This is a genomic window from Streptomyces rhizosphaerihabitans (genome assembly GCF_025399795.1).
GTDB classification, from domain to species: Bacteria; Actinomycetota; Actinomycetes; order Streptomycetales; family Streptomycetaceae; genus Streptomyces; species Streptomyces rhizosphaerihabitans.
The window spans coordinates 1-19,870 of the sequence record NZ_JAODTZ010000044.1; the positions used below are offsets into that span (position 1 = coordinate 1).

Annotated in this window: 19 protein-coding genes and 1 pseudogene; 10 read left to right on the top strand and 10 right to left on the bottom strand. The window is 70.2% G+C overall.

Translation table 11 applies throughout. The features are described from left to right. The coding region (locus N4G66_RS32930) for a multifunctional oxoglutarate decarboxylase/oxoglutarate dehydrogenase thiamine pyrophosphate-binding subunit/dihydrolipoyllysine-residue succinyltransferase subunit (RefSeq protein ID WP_261707934.1) at positions 1–3,414 on the top strand (3,414 nt) is incomplete at its 5' end. Positions 3,415–3,546: 132 nt separating this feature from the next. Here N4G66_RS32930 and N4G66_RS32935 read toward each other — a convergent pair. After that, positions 3,547–3,946: pseudogene (locus N4G66_RS32935) on the bottom strand (FxSxx-COOH system tetratricopeptide repeat protein); the annotation flags it as partial. A 115-nt stretch (positions 3,947–4,061) separates the two neighbouring features. Here N4G66_RS32935 and N4G66_RS32940 point away from each other — a divergent pair. Then, positions 4,062–4,247, top strand: a complete 186-nt coding sequence (locus N4G66_RS32940; protein ID WP_030190019.1) for a DUF6104 family protein — start codon at positions 4,062–4,064, stop codon at positions 4,245–4,247. Between the two features lie 237 nt (positions 4,248–4,484). Here N4G66_RS32940 and N4G66_RS32945 read toward each other — a convergent pair whose 3' ends face one another. Continuing rightward, on the bottom strand, positions 4,485–5,324 hold the full coding sequence (locus tag N4G66_RS32945) for a hypothetical protein (RefSeq protein WP_261707935.1): 840 nt from the start codon (positions 5,322–5,324) through the stop codon (positions 4,485–4,487). A 165-nt stretch (positions 5,325–5,489) separates the two neighbouring features. On the opposite strand from N4G66_RS32945, the gene N4G66_RS32950 reads away from it, so the two are divergent. Both N4G66_RS32950 and N4G66_RS32955 read left to right on the top strand, forming a co-directional pair. Next, the gene (locus N4G66_RS32950; protein ID WP_261707936.1) at positions 5,490–6,479 is read left to right on the top strand and encodes a DUF4097 family beta strand repeat-containing protein; all 990 of its coding nucleotides are present in this window, start codon (positions 5,490–5,492) and stop codon (positions 6,477–6,479) included. Position 6,480: 1 nt separating this feature from the next. After that, entirely contained in the window at positions 6,481–7,560 is a 1,080-nt protein-coding gene (locus N4G66_RS32955) for a PadR family transcriptional regulator (protein WP_261707937.1), read from the top strand. A 168-nt stretch (positions 7,561–7,728) separates the two neighbouring features. Here the strand turns inward: N4G66_RS32955 and N4G66_RS32960 are convergent, their stop codons facing one another. The 4 genes from N4G66_RS32960 to N4G66_RS32975 form a co-directional block, all read right to left on the bottom strand. Next, positions 7,729–8,298, bottom strand: coding sequence for a Clp protease N-terminal domain-containing protein (locus N4G66_RS32960; protein WP_261707938.1), 570 nt, complete (start codon positions 8,296–8,298; stop codon positions 7,729–7,731). Beyond that, complete coding sequence (locus N4G66_RS32965; protein WP_261707939.1) at positions 8,298–8,507, bottom strand: helix-turn-helix domain-containing protein; 210 nt, start codon at positions 8,505–8,507, stop codon at positions 8,298–8,300. Before N4G66_RS32965 ends, N4G66_RS32960 begins: the two co-directional genes overlap by 1 nt. 126 nt (positions 8,508–8,633) lie before the next feature. Further along, on the bottom strand, positions 8,634–9,599 hold the full coding sequence (locus N4G66_RS32970; RefSeq protein WP_261707940.1) for a zinc-binding dehydrogenase: 966 nt from the start codon (positions 9,597–9,599) through the stop codon (positions 8,634–8,636). A 390-nt stretch (positions 9,600–9,989) separates the two neighbouring features. Further along, the gene (locus N4G66_RS32975) at positions 9,990–11,213 is read right to left on the bottom strand and encodes an NAD(P)-dependent malic enzyme (RefSeq protein ID WP_261707941.1); all 1,224 of its coding nucleotides are present in this window, start codon (positions 11,211–11,213) and stop codon (positions 9,990–9,992) included. Positions 11,214–11,752: 539 nt separating this feature from the next. On the opposite strand from N4G66_RS32975, the gene N4G66_RS32980 reads away from it, so the two are divergent. The 3 genes from N4G66_RS32980 to N4G66_RS32990 are packed head-to-tail and all read left to right on the top strand — an operon-like array spanning position 11,753 to position 14,474. Beyond that, a complete protein-coding gene (locus N4G66_RS32980; RefSeq protein WP_261707942.1) occupies positions 11,753–12,709 on the top strand; it encodes an ABC transporter substrate-binding protein in 957 nt (318 codons plus the stop codon). A gap of 38 nt (positions 12,710–12,747) precedes the next feature. After that, positions 12,748–13,686, top strand: coding sequence for an amino acid ABC transporter permease (locus N4G66_RS32985; protein WP_261707943.1), 939 nt, complete (start codon positions 12,748–12,750; stop codon positions 13,684–13,686). Then, positions 13,683–14,474: an amino acid ABC transporter ATP-binding protein gene (locus N4G66_RS32990; RefSeq protein ID WP_315903728.1), complete on the top strand. Its 792-nt coding sequence runs from the start codon at positions 13,683–13,685 to the stop codon at positions 14,472–14,474. Before N4G66_RS32985 ends, N4G66_RS32990 begins: the two co-directional genes overlap by 4 nt. A gap of 95 nt (positions 14,475–14,569) precedes the next feature. Here N4G66_RS32990 and N4G66_RS32995 read toward each other — a convergent pair whose 3' ends face one another. Both N4G66_RS32995 and N4G66_RS33000 read right to left on the bottom strand, forming a co-directional pair. After that, positions 14,570–15,217 carry a hypothetical protein gene (locus N4G66_RS32995; RefSeq protein ID WP_261707944.1) on the bottom strand — a complete coding sequence of 216 codons (648 nt, stop codon included), beginning with the start codon at positions 15,215–15,217 and terminating at the stop codon, positions 14,570–14,572. 307 nt (positions 15,218–15,524) lie between these two features. Beyond that, entirely contained in the window at positions 15,525–16,283 is a 759-nt protein-coding gene (locus tag N4G66_RS33000) for a class I SAM-dependent methyltransferase (protein WP_261707945.1), read from the bottom strand. Positions 16,284–16,383: 100 nt separating this feature from the next. Between N4G66_RS33000 and N4G66_RS33005 the strand changes: the two genes are divergently transcribed. Then, positions 16,384–17,013, top strand: a complete 630-nt coding sequence (locus N4G66_RS33005) for a CGNR zinc finger domain-containing protein (protein WP_261707946.1) — start codon at positions 16,384–16,386, stop codon at positions 17,011–17,013. On the opposite strand, the gene sodX is transcribed toward N4G66_RS33005, so the two are convergent. Beyond that, a complete protein-coding gene (sodX, locus tag N4G66_RS33010) occupies positions 16,917–17,351 on the bottom strand; it encodes a nickel-type superoxide dismutase maturation protease (RefSeq protein WP_261707947.1) in 435 nt (144 codons plus the stop codon). The genes N4G66_RS33005 and sodX overlap by 97 nt on opposite strands. A gap of 145 nt (positions 17,352–17,496) precedes the next feature. On the opposite strand from sodX, the gene sodN reads away from it, so the two are divergent. After that, positions 17,497–17,892: a superoxide dismutase, Ni gene (sodN, locus tag N4G66_RS33015; protein ID WP_261707948.1), complete on the top strand. Its 396-nt coding sequence runs from the start codon at positions 17,497–17,499 to the stop codon at positions 17,890–17,892. Between the two features lie 139 nt (positions 17,893–18,031). Here the strand turns inward: sodN and N4G66_RS33020 are convergent, their stop codons facing one another. After that, positions 18,032–18,229, bottom strand: coding sequence for a hypothetical protein (locus tag N4G66_RS33020; protein WP_261707949.1), 198 nt, complete (start codon positions 18,227–18,229; stop codon positions 18,032–18,034). A gap of 328 nt (positions 18,230–18,557) precedes the next feature. Between N4G66_RS33020 and N4G66_RS33025 the strand changes: the two genes are divergently transcribed. Continuing rightward, on the top strand, positions 18,558–19,817 hold the full coding sequence (locus N4G66_RS33025) for a DUF2254 domain-containing protein (protein WP_261707950.1): 1,260 nt from the start codon (positions 18,558–18,560) through the stop codon (positions 19,815–19,817). Positions 19,818–19,870 lie beyond the last annotated feature (53 nt).

The window sequence follows — 19,870 nt, forward strand, 5'->3', positions numbered from 1 at the left end:
GCCGCCGCCGCGCAGCCGAAGGCCGCCGCGGCCACCGAGGCGCCCGAGGGCCCCGAGTACGTGACCCTGCGCGGTCCCGCCGGTGCCGTCGCGAAGAACATGAACGCCTCGCTGGAGCTGCCCACGGCCACGTCCGTGCGCGCGGTCCCGGTGAAGCTGCTCTTCGACAACCGCATCGTCATCAACAACCACCTGAAGCGCGCCCGGGGCGGGAAGATCTCCTTCACCCACCTCATCGGGTACGCGATGGTGCAGGCCATCAAGGCCATGCCGTCGATGAACTGGCACTACGCGGAGAAGGACGGGAAGCCCACCCTCGTCAAGCCGCCGCACGTCAACTTCGGCCTCGCCATCGACCTGGTGAAGCCCAACGGTGACCGCCAGCTGGTCGTCGCGGGCATCAAGAAGGCCGAGACGCTGAACTTCTTCGAGTTCTGGCAGGCCTACGAGGACATCGTCCGCCGCGCCCGTGACGGCAAGCTGACGATGGACGACTTCACCGGTGTCACGGTCTCCCTGACCAACCCCGGCGGCCTCGGCACCGTCCACTCGGTCCCGCGTCTGATGCCCGGACAGTCGGTCATCATGGGCGTCGGCTCGATGGACTACCCGGCGGAGTTCCAGGGCACCTCCCAGGACACCCTGAACAAGCTCGGCATCGCCAAGGTCATGACGCTCACGTCGACCTACGACCACCGGGTCATCCAGGGCGCGGCCTCCGGCGAGTTCCTGCGCGTCGTGGCGAACTCCCTGCTCGGCGAGACCGGCTTCTACGACGAGGTCTTCGAGTCGCTGCGGATTCCCTACGAGCCGGTCCGCTGGCTCAAGGACATCGACGCCTCGCACGACGACGACGTCACGAAGGCCGCCCGCGTCTTCGAGCTGATCCACTCCTACCGGGTCCGCGGCCACGTCATGGCCGACACCGATCCGCTGGAGTACCGCCAGCGCAAGCACCCCGACCTGGACATCACCGAGCACGGCCTCACCCTGTGGGACCTGGAGCGCGAGTTCGCCGTCGGCGGCTTCGCGGGCAAGTCCCTGATGAAGCTGCGCGACATCCTCGGTGTGCTGCGCGACTCGTACTGCCGCACCACCGGCATCGAGTTCATGCACATCCAGGACCCGAAGCAGCGCAAGTGGATCCAGGACCGCATCGAGCGCCCGCACACCAAGCCGGAGCGCGAGGAGCAGCTGCGCATCCTGCGCCGCCTGAACGCGGCGGAGGCCTTCGAGACCTTCCTGCAGACGAAGTACGTCGGCCAGAAGCGCTTCTCCCTGGAGGGCGGCGAGTCCGTCATCCCGCTCCTCGACGCCGTCATCGACAGCGCCGCGGAGTCCCGTCTGGACGAGGTCGTCATCGGCATGGCCCACCGCGGCCGGCTGAACGTCCTCGCGAACATCGTCGGCAAGTCGTACGCGCAGATCTTCCGCGAGTTCGAGGGCAACCTCGACCCGAAGTCGATGCACGGCTCCGGCGACGTGAAGTACCACCTGGGCGCCCAGGGCACCTTCACCGGCCTGGACGGCGAGCAGATCAAGGTCGCGCTGGCCGCGAACCCGTCCCACCTGGAGACGGTCGACCCGATCATCGAGGGCATCGTCCGCGCCCGCCAGGACATCATCAACAAGGGCGGCACGGACTTCACGGTCCTGCCGGTCGCCCTGCACGGTGACGCGGCCTTCGCGGGCCAGGGTGTGGTCGCCGAGACGCTCAACATGTCGCAGCTGCGCGGCTACCGCACGGGCGGCACGGTCCACATCGTCATCAACAACCAGGTCGGCTTCACCGCCGCCCCGGAGTCGTCGCGCTCCTCCATGTACGCCACCGACGTGGCCCGCATGATCGAGGCGCCGATCTTCCACGTGAACGGTGACGACCCCGAGGCCGTCGTCCGCGTCGCGCGCCTGGCGTTCGAGTTCCGTCAGGCGTTCAACAAGGACGTCGTGATCGACCTCATCTGCTACCGCCGCCGCGGACACAACGAGTCCGACAACCCGGCGTTCACGCAGCCGCTGATGTACGACCTGATCGACAAGAAGCGCTCGGTGCGCAAGCTCTACACCGAGTCCCTCATCGGTCGCGGCGACATCACCCTCGAAGAGGCCGAGCAGGCTCTGCAGGACTTCCAGGGCCAGCTGGAGAAGGTCTTCACCGAGGTCCGCGAGGCCGTCGCGCAGGCGCCCGAGGCTCATGTCCCGGACGTCCAGGCCGAGTTCCCGGTCGCCGTCTCCACCGCGGTCTCCCAGGAGATCGTGAAGCGGATCGCCGAGTCCCAGGTCAACATCCCGGACAACGTCACCGTGCACCCGCGGCTGCTCCCGCAGCTCCAGCGCCGTGCGGCGATGATCGAGGACGGCACGATCGACTGGGGCATGGGCGAGACCCTCGCCATCGGTTCGCTGCTCCTGGAGGGCACGCCGGTCCGGCTGTCCGGCCAGGACTCGCGCCGCGGCACCTTCGGCCAGCGTCACGCGGTGCTGATCGACCGGGTCACGGGCGAGGACTACACCCCGCTCCAGTACCTCTCGGAGGACCAGGCCCGCCTGAACGTCTACGACTCGCTGCTCTCCGAGTACGCGGTCATGGGCTTCGAGTACGGCTACTCGCTGGCCCGCCCGGACGCGCTGGTCATGTGGGAGGCGCAGTTCGGCGACTTCGTCAACGGCGCGCAGACGATCGTCGACGAGTACATCTCGGCCGCCGAGCAGAAGTGGAACCAGACGTCCGGCGTCACCCTGCTGCTCCCGCACGGCTACGAGGGCCAGGGCCCGGACCACTCCTCGGCCCGGATCGAGCGCTTCCTCCAGCTGTGCGCCCAGAACAACATGACGGTCGCCCAGCCGACGTCCCCGTCGAACTACTTCCACCTCCTGCGGTGGCAGGTGCACAACCCGCACCACAAGCCGCTGGTGGTCTTCACCCCGAAGTCGATGCTGCGCCTCAAGGCCGCGGCCTCGAAGGCGGAGGAGTTCACGTCGGGTCAGTTCCGCCCGGTCATCGGTGACGACTCGGTCGAGGCGGCCGCCGTGCGCAAGGTCGTTTTCTGCGCCGGCAAGCTGTACTACGACCTGGAGGCCGAGCGGAAGAAGCGCGGCTCCACGGACACGGCGATCATCCGTATCGAGCGCCTGTACCCGCTGCCGGGTGCCGAGCTCCAGGCGGAGATCGCCAAGTACCCGAACGCCGAGAAGTACCTGTGGGCCCAGGAGGAGCCGGCGAACCAGGGTGCCTGGCCGTTCATCGCGCTCAACCTGATCGACCACCTGGACCTGGCGGTCGGTGCCGACGTCCCGGGCGCCGAGCGCCTGCGCCGCATCTCGCGTCCGCATTCCTCCTCCCCCGCCGTCGGTTCCGCGAAGCGGCACCAGGCGGAGCAGGAGCAGCTGGTGCGTGAGGTGTTCGAGGCCTAGGCCTCCGGCACGGCAGTACGAAGGGGCCCGGCCCCGAGTCCAGGTGGACTCGGGGCCGGGCCCCTTCGGTGTTCGGGACGGCGCCGGGGCCGACAGCCCCGGCACGCACCTCATGTCTCCCTCATGTCTCCCTCACGTCTCCTGCGGTTCGAAGTCCGGAAGGGGCGGTTGCGGGAGCGTGCGGAGACGGTGCGGACGTGCTGGGGCCCAGGTCGGCGGCCAGGTCGTCGAGGGCCGCCAGTTCGACCTTCTCGGCCTGCCGGCGGTCCCGCAGACCGCGCAGATCGGCGGCGAGGGCGATGCGGGCCGAGAGCGTCAGCGGGTGGGTGCGGCCGAGGACCTCGGTGGCACGGGCAACCGTGTCCTGGGTGAGCGCCGCGGCCGACTCCGGATCGCCGATGAGGTTGCGCAGGGCGGCGGCGTCGATGGTGCAGCCGAGCGTCCAGGGGTGGTTCTCTCCGACCGCCACGGTCATGTCTGCCAGTGCCTCGTCGATGGCGACGTGAGAGTGATCGCGTTCGCCGCACAGCCGACCTTGCAGACCGGCCGCAGGGCGTCGCCCACGGCAGAGGCCCTCCATGGGCCCCGCGCACCCGCCTATCCTTTTCCCAGCGTTCCACTTCCCTTTCACCCACGGAGCACCATCCATGTACTTCACCGACCGCGGCATCGAGGAACTTGAGAAGCGGCGCGGCGAGGAAGAGGTCACCTTCGAGTGGCTCGCCGAGCAGTTGCGTACGTTCGTCGACCTCAACCCGGACTTCGAGGTACCGGTGGAACGGCTGGCGACCTGGCTGGCCCGACTGGACGACGAGGACGAGGACGAGGAGTAGCCCCTCGGGGGCTCTTCCGCTCCCATGGGGTGACGGATCTCCTCCTCTCCCCTGGAGTGGCGGATCTCCTCCCGGCGCGACGACAGTCCTCTTCGTGCAAGGCCGTCCGGGACGGCAGGCCTTCTCCGCAGGGCGACCGGGCCCGGAGCGGGGCGGCTCGACCCCACGGACGGGCCCCCGGAACGAGGCCGCTCGACCCCGGAGAAGCCTGCCCGCCCAAGAGGGACGGCGAGCCCGTCAGTCGTAGGCGCGCAGGTGGTCGTACGCCAGGCCGAGGGTGCCTCGCAGCACCAGGACCGCGCCGGCGACGATCCAGCCGCCGCTGTGGCGCCGCACTCCCCAGGCGGTGAGCGGGAGGCCGACGGCCAGCTGGGCCACGGCGAGGGTGCGCGCCCTCGGACCGCGCAGCCAGGGCCCGAGACCGCCGCTCTCCACGACGTCGAGTTCGGCGTCCACGGCGGCACGCCAGCCGGTCCACTCGATCTGCTCGGCGTCCGGCCGGATCCGGACCGCGTCACGGAGCCGGTCCGCGGATTCCCCGGGCTCGAGTCCGGGCGGCAGCAGCATGCCCGCGCGCGTGAGGACGGCGAGCAGCCCCGTCACGCGCGCGTGGGCGTCGGCCGCCGGATCGGGCTGCGTCAGCGGTTCCAGGGCCTGCATGTCGAGCACCGGATCGAGGCCGAGACGCGCGGCGAAGGTGCGCATCGCCTCGTCCTGACCGACCGGGGTGCCGTTCGCGAGCCATTCGTAGCCCACGGTGCGACGGAAACCCGAGGCCAGCGTGAAGCCGCTGCGGTCGGTGTCCCACCACAGGGCGAGAACGGGCCAGGGGGCACCGACGGCGAGCGCGGTGGCCCAGCCGGTGAGCACACGGTCGACGGGTTCCGCGCCGTCCTGCCAGGGCCTGCCCTCGGGGACCAGCACGCTCCACTCGGGTCCCGCCCCGGCGAGCAGCATCCGCTCGCGCAGCAGCTGGGCGGCGGGACCGACCGACTCGGGATGGGCCCGGCACAGCAGCAGGGCGCCGGGGGCCTGGACCGGGTGGTCGTCCCGGGACGCGCCGGAGGCAGTCGACATAGCCCCACTTTAGGGCGATTTGCCCACCTCGACGCGCCGATGATCCCCAGAACGGGTGTCTTGACTTTCCCTATCCGCGATATATCGTGAATAACGGAAGACGCGATATGGCGCGTCGAGCTCGGACTCGTATCGGGGTCCGGTCCGGTCGAGGAGGTCTGCACCATGTCCGAGTGGTCCGTGACAGAGCCGAAGAAGCTCTCCTTCGACGGCCCCGTGCAGACGCTGCACGTGCGCATCGTCAACGGAACAGTCAACGTCGTGGGGACCGACGAGGGTTCCGCGCGGCTGGAGGTGTCCGAGCTGGAGGGCCCCCCGCTCCAGGTGACCCAGGAGGACGGCACACTCACGGTGGCCTACGAGGACCTTCCCTGGAAGGGCTTCCTCAAGTGGCTCGACCGCAAGGGCTGGCGCCGTGCGGCGGTGGTCTCGCTGGCCGTCCCGACCGGCGCGCACGTCGAGCTGGGCGTGGTCGGCGCCGCCGCCGTGGTCTCCGGGATGGACGGGCGGGTCCAGGTGAGGGGCGTCACCGGCGACACCACCCTCGTCCGCGTCGCCGGCCCCGTGCGCGTGGAGACCGTCTCCGGGAATCTGGAGGCCCAGGCCGTCACCGGCGACCTCCGCTTCAACTCGGTCTCCGGCGACCTGACCGTCGTCGAGGGCTCCGGCTCCTCCGTACGGGCCGAATCGGTGAGCGGCTCGATGATCGTGGACCTCGACGCCGCGGGCGCGCCCACCGACGTCCAGCTGTCGAACGTCTCGGGCGAGATCGCCATCCGGCTCCCCCATCCGGCGGATGCCGAGGTGGAGGCCAACACCGCGAGCGGCAGCGTCTCCAGCGCGTTCGAGGACCTGCGGGTCAGCGGGCAGTGGGGCGCCAAGAAGATCACCGGCCGCCTCGGCGCGGGCAACGGCAGGCTGAAGGCGATGACCGTCTCGGGCTCCATCGCCCTGCTGCGCAGGCCTCCGGCGGAGGACGAGCCGTACGAGGACGCTCCGAAGCCCCGGGACGAGACCCCGTCGACGGGCCCGGACAGCACCGCCGGCGGCACGACGGGCGACACGGAGAGCGACAACACAGCGAGCGATACAGCGAGCGATGGTGCCGCCGAGGGCCGGCCGGCCGACACCGCGACCGACAAGAAGGTGCTCTGACATGGCTCCCGTCTTCGCCCACGGCCGACTGCGCCTGTACCTCCTCAAGCTGCTGGACGAGGCACCGCGCCACGGATACGAGGTGATCCGCCTCCTGGAGGAGCGCTTCCAGGGCCTGTACGCGCCCTCGGCGGGCACCGTCTACCCCCGGCTGGCGAAGCTGGAGGCCGAGGGACTCGTCACCCACACCTCCGAGGGCGGCCGCAAGGTGTACGCGATCACCGACGCCGGCCGCGCCGAACTGGCCGACCGCAGCGGCGAACTGGCCGACCTGGAGCTGGAGATCCGCGAGTCGGTCGCGGAGCTCGCGGCGGAGATCCGCGCGGACGTGCGAGGCGCGGCCGGTGACCTGCGCCGCGAGATGCGGGCGGCGGCCTCGGAGGCGCGCCACGGCTCCGCGGGTGGCACCCGGGCGAAGCAGCAGGACGCCGCGGCCGGCGGGTCCGGCGGCCTCGACGACTTCCAGGACAAGGAGTCGTGGCGGGCGGCGAAGGAGGAGATGCGGCGCGTCCGGCAGGAGTGGAAGGAGCAGGCCCGCCGCGCGAAGGACGAGAGCCGCCGCGCCCGCGACGAGGCGCAGCGTGCCCGCCGTCAGGCCAAGGAGGCGCAGGAGAAGGCCCGCGCGCAGGCCCAGGAGGAGATGCAGCGCATGGCCAAGCACGTCCAGGACCAGGTCCAGGACCACTTCGCGCGCGGCGACTGGCCGACGGGTGTGCGCGAGGGACTGACCGAACTGGCCAAGGAGTTCGGCGACTTCGGGAAGAACTTCGGCAAGGACCTGGGGAAGGACTTCGGCAAGGAGTTCGGCTTCGGCCGCACACCCTCCGGAGCCCCCGCGGAGCCGGAGTACTCGACCACCCCGAAGGACTTCCCCGCCGAGTACGAACCCGCCTGGGCCCACGAGGACTCGACCGGAAACCCCGGCCGCGACCTGGACCGCCTGCTGGACCGCTTCCGCGACGACATCCGTGACGCGTCCCGCGACCACGGCGTCACCGAGGACCAACTGCGGGACATCCGCCGCCACTTGTCGGAGGCGGCGGCCCACATCGGATCGGCCCTGCGGAGCAAGCGGCTGTAACTCCCCCGTCGCTTCTCACCCCGGGGGCCGCACAAGAAGCTGGCGGGGCTGTTCACACAGCCCCGCCAGCCCCCGGGGCGCTTTCGGCCCTGACCGGCGCGCATCGGCGTTCGTCAGCATCCGTCGGCGCCCGCCGGCACCCATCGGCCTTCACCAAGCCACCTCGCCTCACCCCGCCTCCGCCACGCCGTCCTCCCCGTACAGCACCCGCGTCACCGACCGGTACGTGATTCCGTGATCGGCCAGTACCTCTCCGGCGACCCCGCCTCGCAGAGTGATCGCCAGCAGCAGGTGTTCGTCCCCGATGTGGCGGTCCTGTCGGGCGAGAGCGACCCGCAGGGCCCGCGTCAGCGTCTCCTTCGCGCTCTGCCCGAAAGGCCGACGCCGGGCCCGCCTGCCGTTCCCGCCCCGCTTGCCCGACTCCAACGCCCCCTCCCCGTGCGTCTCCTCGATCCGGGCGACGATCTCGGAGAGGTCGATACCGAGCCCCGAGAGGGCGTCCGCGTCGGCGCGCGACAGCCCGCCCCGGCGGCGCGCCTCGGCGAGGTCCCGCTCCAGCGACTCCCGGAGCCCGGTCGCCCCGAGCGACGTCAGGACGAAGGAACCCCGGCTGCCCTCCCGGTCGAGGAGGGCCAGCAGCATGTGCTCCTCCTCGACCGTCTCGGCCCCCACCCGCTCCGAGTGCGACACCGCGCCCTCGACGACGGCACGCGCATCCTTCGTGAAGCGTTCGAACATCACTGCCTCCCGTACTTCTTGTGCACGGCCTGCCTGCTCACTCCGAGTTCCGCGGCGATCTCCTGCCACGACCAGCCCCGATTACGCGCACTGCGCACCTGTACCGCTTCCAACTGCTCCAGCAGCCTCCGCAGCGCGGAGACCGCCCGCAGCCCGATCCGCGGATCGCGATCACCCGCGCGCTCGGCAAGATCCGTTGCTTCGGTCATGACGTCAACTTACGTTGACACGCCTTTCATGTCAACCAAAATTGACATCCGCGCCCGTCCCGGCACGCGAAACGGCGGGCCCGGAAACCCGGACCCGCCGTTTCGTGTGTCCCCGCGCCCCGGGCGTCAGCCCGTGGTCAGCACGATCTTGCCGAACTGGTCGCCGGACTCCAGCCGTTCGAACCCCTCGCGGGCCCGGTCGAGCGGCAGCACCTCGTCCACGACGGGCCGCACACCGGTGGCCGCGCAGAAGGCCAGCAGGTCCTCCAACTCGTCCTTCGTGCCCATGGTGGAGCCGACCACCTTGAGTTCGAGGAAGAAGATCCGCGTCAGTTCGGCGTGCGAGGGCCGGTCGCCACTGGTGGCACCCGAGATGACGACGGTGCCGCCGGGACGCAGCGACTTGACCGAGTGCGACCAGGTGGCGGCGCCGACCGTCTCGATGACGGCGTCCACCCGCTGCGGCAGCCGCGCCCCGGACTCCAGCGCCTCGACGGCGCCGAGTTCGAGCGCCCGCTTCCGCTTGGCCTCGTCCCGGCTGGTGGCGAAGACCCGCAGACCGGCGGCCTTGCCGAGCACGATCGCGGCGGTGGCCACACCCCCGCCCGCCCCCTGCACGAGCACGGAGTCGCCGGGCCGTACCCCGGCGTTGGTGAACAGCATTCGGTACGCCGTCAGCCAGGCGGTCGGCAGACAGGCGGCCTCCTCGAAGGACAGCTCCTTGGGCTTCGGCAGTACGTTCCACGCCGGTACGGAGACCTGCTCGGCGAAGGTGCCCTGGTAGCGCTCGGTGAGGATGGACCGGGGCTCCTCGGGGCCGACCCCGTGCCCGCTCTGGCCGATGACGGAGTGCAGGACGACCTCGTTGCCGTTCTCGTCGATTCCGGCGGCGTCGCAGCCGAGGATCATCGGCAGCTTGTCCTCGGCGAGACCGACCCCGCGAAGCGACCACAGGTCGTGGTGATTGAGGGAGGCGGCACGTACGTTCACGGTCGTCCAGCCCGGCCTCTGTTCGGGGGCCGGACGCTCCCCCAACTCCAGGCCGTTCAGCGGCTGGTCACGGTCGATTCGGGCGGCATAGGCAGCGAACATGACCTTGACGATAGGCTCCGCCCCCGGCCGGGGGAACCGCCTCCCCGTGTGACACGCGTCCCGCGGCGCGCCAGGGCGAACCCCGCCGGGCAACCGCCTGTCCTCGACCCCGCCGCCCCTGCCCGTCCCGTATCCGGGGGCTGCCGCTCCCGGACCCCCGCTTCGGCCTGGACGGCCTCGTCCTCAAGCGCCGGACGGGCTGAGACTTTCCGACGCCGGGCGGACAAATTCAGCCCCTCCGGCGCTTGAGGAACGGGGGTCCGGGGCAGCGCCCCCGATACGGGACGGGCAGGGGCGGAGGGGGCGAGAACCACCCGCCCGGACGCTCCCGCGGGCAAAAAAGCGGGCCCCGCCGGGGCATCCCGGCGGGGCCAAGCAAGGCACACCACATCAGCGGCGGGCGACGCCCTCCGCACGGGCGGCCGCGGCCACCGCGGCCGTCACCGCCGGAGCCACCCGCTCGTCGAACGGCGAGGGGATGACGTAGTCGGCGGCGAGGTCGTCCCCGACGACCGCGGCCAGCGCGTCCGCGGCGGCGATCTTCATGCCCTCGGTGATCCGGGAGGCCCGGACCTGGAGCGCGCCGGCGAAGATCCCCGGGAAGGCCAGCACGTTGTTGATCTGGTTCGGGAAGTCCGACCGCCCGGTCGCGACGACGGCCGCGTACTTGTGGGCGATGTCGGGGTGCACCTCGGGGGTCGGGTTGGCCATCGCGAAGACGAAGGCACCCTTCGCCATGGAGGCGACCGCCGGCTCCGGCACCGTACCGCCGGAGACCCCGATGAAGACGTCGGCGCCCGCGAGCGCCGCCTCCAGCGAACCGGAGATCCCCGCCTTGTTGGTGATCTCCGCCAGCTCCCGCTTGACGTCCGTCAGATCGTCCCGGTCCCGCGACACGACGCCCTTGCGGTCGGTGACCGCGACATCGCCGAGGCCCGCCTCCAGCAGGAACTTGGCGATGGCGATGCCGGCCGCGCCCGCGCCGGAGATCACCGCGCGCAGGTCGCCGAGCGAGCGCCCGGTGAGCCTGGCGGCGTTCCGCAGGGCCGCGAGGGTGACGACCGCTGTCCCGTGCTGGTCGTCGTGGAAGACGGGAATGTCCAGCCGCTCCTGGAGCTTGCGCTCGATCTCGAAGCACCGCGGTGCCGAGATGTCCTCCAGATTGACGCCGCCGAAGGAGGGAGCGAGCCGGACCACCGTCTCGACGATCTCGTCGACGCCGGTGCAGGCGAGCGCGATCGGCACCGCGTCCACACCGCCGAACTGCTTGAACAGGATGGCCTTGCCCTCCATGACGGGGAGCGAGGCCTCGGGACCGATGTCGCCGAGCCCGAGCACTGCCGTGCCGTCGGTCACCACAGCGACCACGGACGACTTCCACGTGTAGTCGTGGACGAGTTCCGGCTGCTCGGCGATCGCGCTGCACACCTTCGCGACGCCGGGCGTGTAAGCCAGGGACAGGTCGTCCTTGTCGCGGATGGGCACAGTGGCTTGCACAGCCATTTTGCCGCCGCGGTGCAGCGCGAAAGCCGGGTCGAAGGCATCGAGGGGCTCGGCCCCGCCTTCGTGATCCGTACTGCTGTCGCTGCGAGGATTGACGATCTCCGCTGCCACTTTGATTTACCCCTTAAGTCTTCATTGTTTGAGGGTGACCACTCCTGGTTGAGGGGTGGGCGGGCACCGCGCAGGCCCTGCCGCCGTGGTTGCGTACGGGCCGCTGCGCGACGGGCGCGCCGCACACGCGCCCTGAGCCCCGGATGAGGGGTGTAAAGAACCTTCTTACCGGACGGACGGTGTCGAGGACGAGTCCATAGAGCCAAGATCACACGTCGGTGAGATGACTCATGCCATGATCCATTGACACTTCCGGACATGTCATCGTTCGGCCACGAGTGCCGCGTAGCGGTCGTCCGCATCGCGCGAAGCACCGCAGATCTTCCGGCCGGAAGGAGAGATTCCCGCACAAGATCCGGCCTCGACCTACTGGCCCGTAACGGTTCGGGGGTCGCCCGTTATCCGATTTTGACATAGCGGGCACCCTGAATCGCGCAATCCGAATGGCAAGATGCCGTCATAACACGAGGTCGCGACACTCGAAGGTGTGTGTTCTCGTCGACCTATCGGCTACTCCCTCATCCGCCGGAGGAACCCTCATGACCGCACGCACCACCCGTCGTACCACGGCCGCGCCGTCCCGGATAGCAGCGGTCGGTGCGATCGCGGTCGCCGGCGCTCTGATCCTCACCGGCTGCGGTGACCAGACCAAGAACGACTCGGGGAACTCGTCCGCGAGCACGAGCTCGGCGCCGCTGGCCGACAAGCTGCCCAAGGCGATCCGCGACGCGGGCGTCATCAAGGTCGGTTCGGACATCGCCTACGCGCCCGTCGAGTTCAAGGACAGCTCCGGCAAGGTCGTCGGCATCGACCCCGACCTGGCCGCGGCGATGGGCAAGCAGCTCGGGGTGAAGTTCGACTTCCAGAACGGCACCTTCGACACCCTGCTCACGGGCCTGCGCTCCAAGCGGTACGACATGGCGATGTCCGCCATGACGGACACCAAGGACCGCCAGGAGGGCGTCGACTCGGACACGGGCAAGAAGGTCGGCGAGGGTGTCGACTTCGTCGACTACTTCACCGCCGGTGTGTCCATCTACACCCCCAAGGGCAAGACGCAGGACATCAAGACCTGGGCCGACCTGTGCGGCAAGAAGATCGCGGTGCAGCGCGGCACGGTCTCGGAGGACCTCGCCAAGTCCGAGTCCAAGAAGTGCACGGGCGGCAAGAAGATCGCCATCGAGGCGTACGACAACGACCAGCAGGCCCAGACCCGGCTGCGCGGCGGTGGCGCCGACGCCGGTTCCTCGGACTTCCCGGTCGCCGCGTACGCGGTCAAGACGTCGGGCGGCGGCAAGGACTTCGAGATCGTCGGCGACCAGGTCGAGGCGGCGCCGTACGGCATCGCGGTCGCCAAGTCCAACACGCAGCTGCGGGACGCCCTCCAGGCCGCGCTGGACGCCATCATCAAGAACGGCGAGTACGACAAGGTCATCGCGAAGTGGGGCGTCGACGCCGGCGCCGTCAAGACGGCCGTGGTCAACGGCGGCAAGTGACCGCGGAACCGAGCGGGCACTGAAAGGCAACAACTCCCGTGACTGTTGACAACGACAAGACGGCGGGCCCGGAGGACACTCCCCCGGCCGGACCGGAAGCCATCAAGGCGATCCCGGTCCGGCACTACGGGCGGTATGTCTCCGCGGTCATCGCGATCGCGCTCCTGGTCTCCGTGATCTACGCGTTCTCCCAGGGCAAGATCAACTGGGGAGCGATCCCCGACTACTTCTTCGACCAGCGCGTCATCGACGGCGTCCTCAAGACGCTGCTGCTGACGGCCCTCTCGATGGTGATCGGCATCGGCGGCGGCATCCTGCTCGCCGTGATGCGGCTGTCGAAGAACCCTGTGACCTCGTCCATCGCGTGGTTCTACATCTGGTTCTTCCGCGGTACTCCGGTCCTCGTGCAGCTGGTGGTCTGGTTCAACCTGGGCCTGGTCTTCACGTACATCAACCTCGGTCCGATCTACAAGGACTACTGGTCCAGCTTCATGACGCCGCTGCTGACGGCGCTGCTCGGCCTGGGCCTGAACGAGGCCGCGTACATGGCCGAGATCTGCCGGGCCGGTCTCCTCTCGGTCGACGAGGGCCAGACCGAGGCCTCGCAGGCCCTGGGCATGAGCCACAGCAGGACCCTGCGCCGGATCGTCATCCCGCAGGCAATGCGTGTGATCGTGCCCCCCACGGGCAACGAAGTCATCAACATGCTGAAGACGACCTCGCTGGTCGCCGTGATCCAGTACTCCGAGCTGTTCCGCGTGACCCAGGACATCGGCCAGACCTCGGGCGCCCCGGTCGAGATGCTGTTCCTCGCCGCCGCCTGGTATCTGCTGCTGACCTCGGTGTTCAGCGTCGGCCAGTACTACCTGGAGCGGTACTACGCCCGGGGCAGCAGTCGTAGCCTCCCGCCCACACCGTTCCAGAAGATCAAGGCCAACGTGCTGTCGCTGGGCAGTCCGAGGGGAGGCAACGCATGACCGCCAACGTGACCAAGTCGGACTCCGCCACGGCGATGGTCAAGTCCGAGGGCGTCCACAAGTCCTTCGGCCCCGTCGAGGTCCTCAAGGGCATCGACCTGGAGGTGAAGTCCGGCGAGGTGTTCTGCCTCATCGGCCCCTCCGGCTCCGGCAAGTCCACGTTCCTCAGGTGCATCAACCACCTGGAGAAGGTCACCTCCGGTCGCCTGTACGTCGACGGGGAGCTCGTCGGCTACCGCCAGAAGGGCGACAAGCTCTACGAGCTCAAGGACAGCGAAGTCGCTCTGAAGCGCCGTGACATCGGCATGGTCTTCCAGCGCTTCAACCTGTTCCCGCACATGACGGCCGTCGAGAACATCATGGAAGCGCCGATCCAGGTGAAGGGCGCCAAGAAGTCGGACTCCCGGGACCGCGCGCTGGAGCTGCTCGAACGCGTCGGCCTGTCCGACAAGGCGAAGAACTACCCTTCGCAGCTCTCCGGCGGCCAGCAGCAGCGCGTGGCGATCGCCCGCGCGCTGGCGATGGACCCGAAGCTGATGCTCTTCGACGAGCCGACCTCGGCCCTGGACCCGGAGCTGGTCGGTGACGTCCTCGACGTCATGCGCGACCTCGCCGAGTCCGGTATGACGATGGTCGTCGTCACGCACGAGATGGGCTTCGCCCGCGAGGTCGGCGACAGCCTGGTCTTCATGGACGGCGGTGTGGTGGTCGAGTCCGGCAACCCGCGCGACGTCCTGACGGACCCGCAGCACGAGCGCACGAAGTCGTTCCTGTCGAAGGTCCTCTGACCAGGGCGTCGGCACTCCTGAGCGCAGGGAACAAGGGGCGGTACGGGTCTCCCGTACCGCCCCTTCCTCATGTCCCCGTTCTCATGCCCTTCCCGCTACGGCCTCAGCGCCGGGTTCTGGATCGGCTTGGTCAGCTGGTCCCGGGTCAGCGGCGGGGTCTTGAGCAGCCGGCCGAGCTGACCCTCGCCCTGGTAGCCGGTGCTGTCCCGCACCCGGAGAGCCCTGCCGTCCTTGAGCACCAGAACCGCGGTGAACTCCCGCCCCCAGGCGGGGGTCGGGTGCAGAGCGGGATCGGACGCGGGCGTCTCCCAGACACCCAGAAGGCTGCCGTCGGACAGCTTCTGGGTGGTGCAGCCGACGCGCCCGTCCTTGGGGGCGTCCTTGCAGGGGTTCTCCAGGCCCTTGCCGCCCGTCTTCGCCGCGATCTCGGTCCGGGTGGCCACGTGCACGGTGATGTAGCCGATCCCGTCGGGCCGTACGACGGCGTAGTCACCGTCGTACGGGCCGACGGGCTTGGACAGCGGGGCCTTCGGCACCTGCTTGACCATGCGCATCAGCGAGACCTCGCTGATCTTCCCGGTCCCGGCGGGGAGCAGCTTCCCGAACACGCCCGCCTTGGTGGTGTACTCGCCGGCGGTGGGCGCGCTCGCCACACTCGCGCCGTGCCCGCCGGACAGTACGCCGGGTCCGAAGGCCAGGCCGGTCGCGACGGCGGCCGCGGCGGCACCGGGCGCCACCGCCACCGCACCCGCGAGGCCTTCGCGAAGACGGCCTCGCTGCCGCGGCTCCCGGGCACCTGGACCTCGTCCACCGCCCGCCCGAGAGCTCTCGGCTTCGCTCGAGCAGGGGGCACCCCCAGCGGAACAGCGCCGATCGTCTGCCCTCCACGAAAGCGTGCAGAGCGGCCTCCTCGCCTCGCGTCATCCCGCCCCCCTTCCCCGGCCCGCGCTCGCGGACCGTCTCACCCTTCCAGTGCGGCGGGAGGTGCCGCAGGACGCGGTCGAGGCGGTACGGATTTTCCGTACCGCCTCGACAGAGCGTGCGGGGGGCCTACTTGACCGCGAGCACCAGCGCGTCCGAAGGGGAGCGCCACACCGGCCGGGCCTCCCCGAAGCCCTGTTCGCGCAGCACGCGCGCGTGCCAGTCGGCGGAGGGGGTGTCCCCGTCGGCGTGCTCGCCGTAGATCTCGAAGCGGCGGGCGGTGGGTCCGGCGAGGACGGGGTCCTGGGCGGCCACCTCCCACCATTCGGCCCAGTCGAGGGCGCCGTCCTTCTTGGCCCGCTCCATGCGGCCGTGCCGCTGGGCGCGGTCGGCGGCGTTGATCCGGGGTGTCGTCTCGTCGATCATGTGGTCGGCGTTCATGAACACACCGCCGTCACGGACGAGTTCGGCGATCTGGCCGTAGAGGACGGTGAGAGGTTCGCTGTGCAGCCAGTGCAGGGCCGTGGAGGTCAGGACGGCGTCGTACGTGTCGTACGGCAGCCGCTCGCGCCAGCGGGGGTCCTTGAGGTCGGCGGTGACGAGGGAGACCCGGTCGTCGCCGGCGAAGGTGCCCTCGGCGATGGCGAGGAGGGCGGGGTCGAGGTCGACGCCGGTGCTGGTGGCTCCGGGGAGGCGGGCGAGCAGCCGGGCGGTGATGGTGCCGGTGCCGCAGGCGAGGTCGAGGACGCGGGGCGCGGGTCCGACGAGGGCCTCGACCATGTCGAGCATCACCCGGAAGCGGTCCTCGCGGTCCGGCATGTACCACTCCTGCTGCCGGTCCCAGCTCCGCTGCCAGGCGTTCCAGTCGGTTCCGGTGCCGATGGCCATGAAAGCCCCTCCTCCAGTCGACCACGTAATACCCTGTAAGCGCGATCGTCTGTTACCTGACCGCCGTCACGACGATAGAGTGCCTCCGTAAGGACTACAAGTGGAACTGGCCTATTACTCGGACTATGCCGTCCGTCTCGTCAACAGCGAGGAACCGGCCCGGGGCAAGGACTCGTTGACCTCCGTCGAGGCCGTCCGCGACCTGTTCGAGGGGAACTCCTCGGCGGCCCGCCGCGCCGCCGAGGCGGACGTCACCCGCTTCCGTTCGGTACGGGGGCGGCTGCGCGCGGTCTTCGAGGCGGCCGACACCGGCGAGGAGACCCTCGCGGTGGACCTGCTGAACTCCCTGCTCCTCGAATTCCCGGTGAGCCCGCAGATCTCGGGGCACGACCACCGCGACGACGACGGCCGCCCGCTGTGGCACATGCACCTGGCGGACCACCCCTCGAACGCGACCGCGGGCTACGCGGCGATCGCGGCGATGGGCCTCGCCTTCCATCTGACCGAGTACGGCGTGGACCGCCTCGGCCTGTGCGAAGCCGCCCCGTGCCGCAACGCCTACCTGGACACCTCGACCAACCGCTCCCGGCGCTACTGCTCGGACCGCTGCGCGACGCGCGCCAACGTCGCGGCCTACCGCGCGCGCAAGCGCCTGGAGGCGGACCGCACGGGGAGCACCGGCCTGGCGGCCACCAGCGCCCAGCGGACGACGGCGAACGGCGAACGCTGACCCGCCTTCGGCGGCCGGAACCGGAACCGCACCTTCCCGAGGACGAGTTCCTCGGGAACGGTTCCGTAGTCCGTGCTGTCCCCGCCCGCGAACGCGTTGTCCCCGAGCACCCACCAGCCGCCCTCACGCCGCTCCGCGATCCGCTTCACGACGAGCAGGTCCTGCTGGAACGGATGCCGCAGGACGACGACATCACCCGGCCCCACCCTCGCGCCCCACTGAACGACGAGCCGATCCCCGTGCTGGAGTGTGGGCACCATCGAAGGGCCCGTCACCTCCGCCGCCCCGAACGGCAGCAGGGCCTTCCCCCGCTCGGTCTCCTGCGACAGCTCCGGCATCACCGGCACCTCCCCGGTCCTATCCTCCACCAGTCCCAGTTTCACCCCGGACTTTTGTCCTAAGCCCATGGGGGCACTCGCGAAAACACGTCTCCTACGGAGTAATGTCCCACCTGAGAAGACGATCACGAGGAAGGACAGCTCAATGCTCTCCCGCCTGTTTGCCCCCAAGGTCAAGGTCAGCGCGCACTGCGACCTGCCCTGCGGTGTGTACGACCCGGCCCAGGCCCGCATCGAGGCGGAGTCGGTCAAGGCCGTGCAGGACAAGATGGCCGGCAACGACGACCCGCACTTCCAGGCTCGCGCCACCGTCATCAAGGAGCAGCGCGCCGAGCTCGCCAAGCACCACGTGTCGGTGCTCTGGAGCGACTACTTCAAGCCCCCGCACTTCGAGAAGTACCCGGAGCTGCACCAGCTGGTCAACGACGCGCTCAAGGCCCTCTCGGCCGCGAAGGCGTCCACCGACCCGGCGACGGGCCAGAAGGCGCTGGACTACATCGCCCAGATCGACAAGATCTTCTGGGAGACCAAGAAGGCCTGACCTTCGTCCGGGCAGTCCGAACCGTGCTTGCGCGGATCGCATCGCCTGCTTGTCCGCACCCGGTCCGCGGGCCGCCGCTCTCGGCGTCCCGACGGTCCGGGTGCGTACTGCTTTCCTGGGGGCGGCCGGCACATCTCGATCACACGGGCAGCTGGCGCATCTCGATCACTCGAAGGCCCAGTGCCTGGAACCGGGTGAGCAGTCCATACAGATGGGCGTCGTCGATCACGGTGCCGAAGAACAGGGTCTGTTCCTTCGTACGCACCCTGTCGAGTTCGGCGAAAGCCGATGCGAGCGTGTCCGAAACAAGGCCGGCGATGCGGAATTCGTAGCGCATACGAACACTTCCCTCGGGGCCGGGGCGCGGGGTCCGCTGCGATCCCCTGCCATCGTCGGTCCCGCGCACCGATGTGGCATCCCCCGGTGCGGGCGACATCCGCCCAGCTCGGAACGCTCCCGCTCACACCCTCGCCCCTCCACCTTCCACCCGTGCCCCGGCGCCGCGCCCTCCGGGCGCGGAAAAAAGGCCGAAAAAGGGTGAGCGGGCAGCGCCCCGGCGCCGGGTCCTCACCTTCGGCGGGTGATGCGGGTGATCGCGCGGGCGGCGAACCTTGAGGGGTGGGTCCGCGTTCCGCCGGCCCCGGGACCGCCTCGGAGGATGTCCGATGAACGCTCTCGCGGCAGTCGGCCGGGGCGCCTCCGTCCGCACCGGCCGCGCCGCGTTCCGCCGTCGGCGGCGGTTGCGCGCGGGCCTCCTCCAACTGGTGTTCATCGCCGTCGGACTGGGCCTCGGTCTCCTTGTCCCGGAGTTCACCCGGGGACCCGTGCTGCCGTCCCGCCCGGTGTCCGAGATGCTGCTGGCGACCGGTTTCGGGGTGCTGGGCGCGGCCACCGTCATCTTCTCCGTGCTGTTCCTGGTCGTGCAGTGGGCGGCCACCACCTTCACGCCACGGCTCACCCTGTTCCGGGACGCGCCGATCGTGTGGCGGACGTTCGCCTTCGCGGTGGGGACGACCGTCTTCTGCGCCACCGCGGCCCTGACCATCGCCAACCGGGACAAGGTCTCGGTGGTCGTGCCGATCGGCGCGGGCGTCCTGCTGCTCCTGCTGCTGATGCTGCTGCGCAACCTGCTGCTGCAGGCCGTCGCCGCGATCCAGCTGGCCCCGGTGCTCAGTTCCATCTCCGAGCGGGGCCGGCACAACCTCGACGTCCTCTACGCGAGCGGCCCGGGAGATCCGGGAGACCCGGCCGCTCCGGACCGGCTGCGGTCGACGGTCGGCTGGCCGAAGGCCGGCACGGTGCTGCAACGCGTGGACGTGGGCCTGCTGGCGGGCGCGGCACGGGCGGCGAACGCGGTCGTCGTGCTGCGGGTGACCCCCGGCACCACACTGCAGCACGGCACCACCGTCGCCGAGGTCTACGACGGCGAGCTGCCCGCCTCCGCCGTGCTGCGCGGCCTGGAGACCGGCGCCGAGCGGGTCTTCGACCAGGACCCCGGACTCGCCTTCCGGCTGCTCGCCGACATCGCGCTCAGGGCCCTGTCCCCGGCGGTCAACGACCCCGCCACGGCGGTACAGGCGCTGGACGCCATGGAGGATCTGCTGCGCAGGCCGGTACCGGCGCGGGCCCGGCCACGCGTGGTCGCGGACCGCACGGGCACCTTGCGCGTCGTCGTACCGCTGCCCGGGTGGGAGGATTTCCTGCGGACCGCTCTCGACGATGTGATCCCGGCCGCCCGCAACTCCCCGATGGTCCTCATCCGCCTCCGGACGCTGCTGCAGGACCTGCGCGACGCGGGCCACGGCCGCGCCGAGGCGCCGCTCACCCGGCGCCTCGCCTGGGTGGACGAAGAGCTCGGCGCCCGTTTCTCCCGGCTCCGGGACGCCCTCGCGGAGGAGCTCGAGGAGCACCCGGACGGCGGATGAGCGGGGCGCCGAAGGGTCCGGCGACCTGACCCGCCCCTCGTCAGGGAGCCCGT

Bases quoted from the DNA above. Each gene is read 5' to 3' on its own strand.
- N4G66_RS33020 (WP_261707949.1), bottom strand. From the start codon at position 18,229: ATGCGCTACGAATTCCGCATCGCCGGCCTTGTTTCGGACACGCTCGCA.
- N4G66_RS32950 (WP_261707936.1), top strand. From the start codon at position 5,490: ATGTCCGAGTGGTCCGTGACAGAGCCGAAGAAGCTCTCCTTCGACGGC.
- N4G66_RS32980 (WP_261707942.1), top strand. From the start codon at position 11,753: ATGACCGCACGCACCACCCGTCGTACCACGGCCGCGCCGTCCCGGATA.
- N4G66_RS32960 (WP_261707938.1), bottom strand. From the start codon at position 8,298: ATGTTCGAACGCTTCACGAAGGATGCGCGTGCCGTCGTCGAGGGCGCG.
- sodX (WP_261707947.1), bottom strand. From the start codon at position 17,351: ATGCCGGAGCTGTCGCAGGAGACCGAGCGGGGGAAGGCCCTGCTGCCG.
- N4G66_RS32965 (WP_261707939.1), bottom strand. From the start codon at position 8,507: ATGACCGAAGCAACGGATCTTGCCGAGCGCGCGGGTGATCGCGATCCG.
- N4G66_RS32970 (WP_261707940.1), bottom strand. From the start codon at position 9,599: ATGTTCGCTGCCTATGCCGCCCGAATCGACCGTGACCAGCCGCTGAAC.
- N4G66_RS32955 (WP_261707937.1), top strand. From the start codon at position 6,481: ATGGCTCCCGTCTTCGCCCACGGCCGACTGCGCCTGTACCTCCTCAAG.
- N4G66_RS33000 (WP_261707945.1), bottom strand. From the start codon at position 16,283: ATGGCCATCGGCACCGGAACCGACTGGAACGCCTGGCAGCGGAGCTGG.
- N4G66_RS32945 (WP_261707935.1), bottom strand. From the start codon at position 5,324: ATGTCGACTGCCTCCGGCGCGTCCCGGGACGACCACCCGGTCCAGGCC.
- N4G66_RS33025 (WP_261707950.1), top strand. From the start codon at position 18,558: ATGAACGCTCTCGCGGCAGTCGGCCGGGGCGCCTCCGTCCGCACCGGC.
- N4G66_RS32990 (WP_315903728.1), top strand. From the start codon at position 13,683: ATGACCGCCAACGTGACCAAGTCGGACTCCGCCACGGCGATGGTCAAG.
- N4G66_RS32940 (WP_030190019.1), top strand. From the start codon at position 4,062: ATGTACTTCACCGACCGCGGCATCGAGGAACTTGAGAAGCGGCGCGGC.
- sodN (WP_261707948.1), top strand. From the start codon at position 17,497: ATGCTCTCCCGCCTGTTTGCCCCCAAGGTCAAGGTCAGCGCGCACTGC.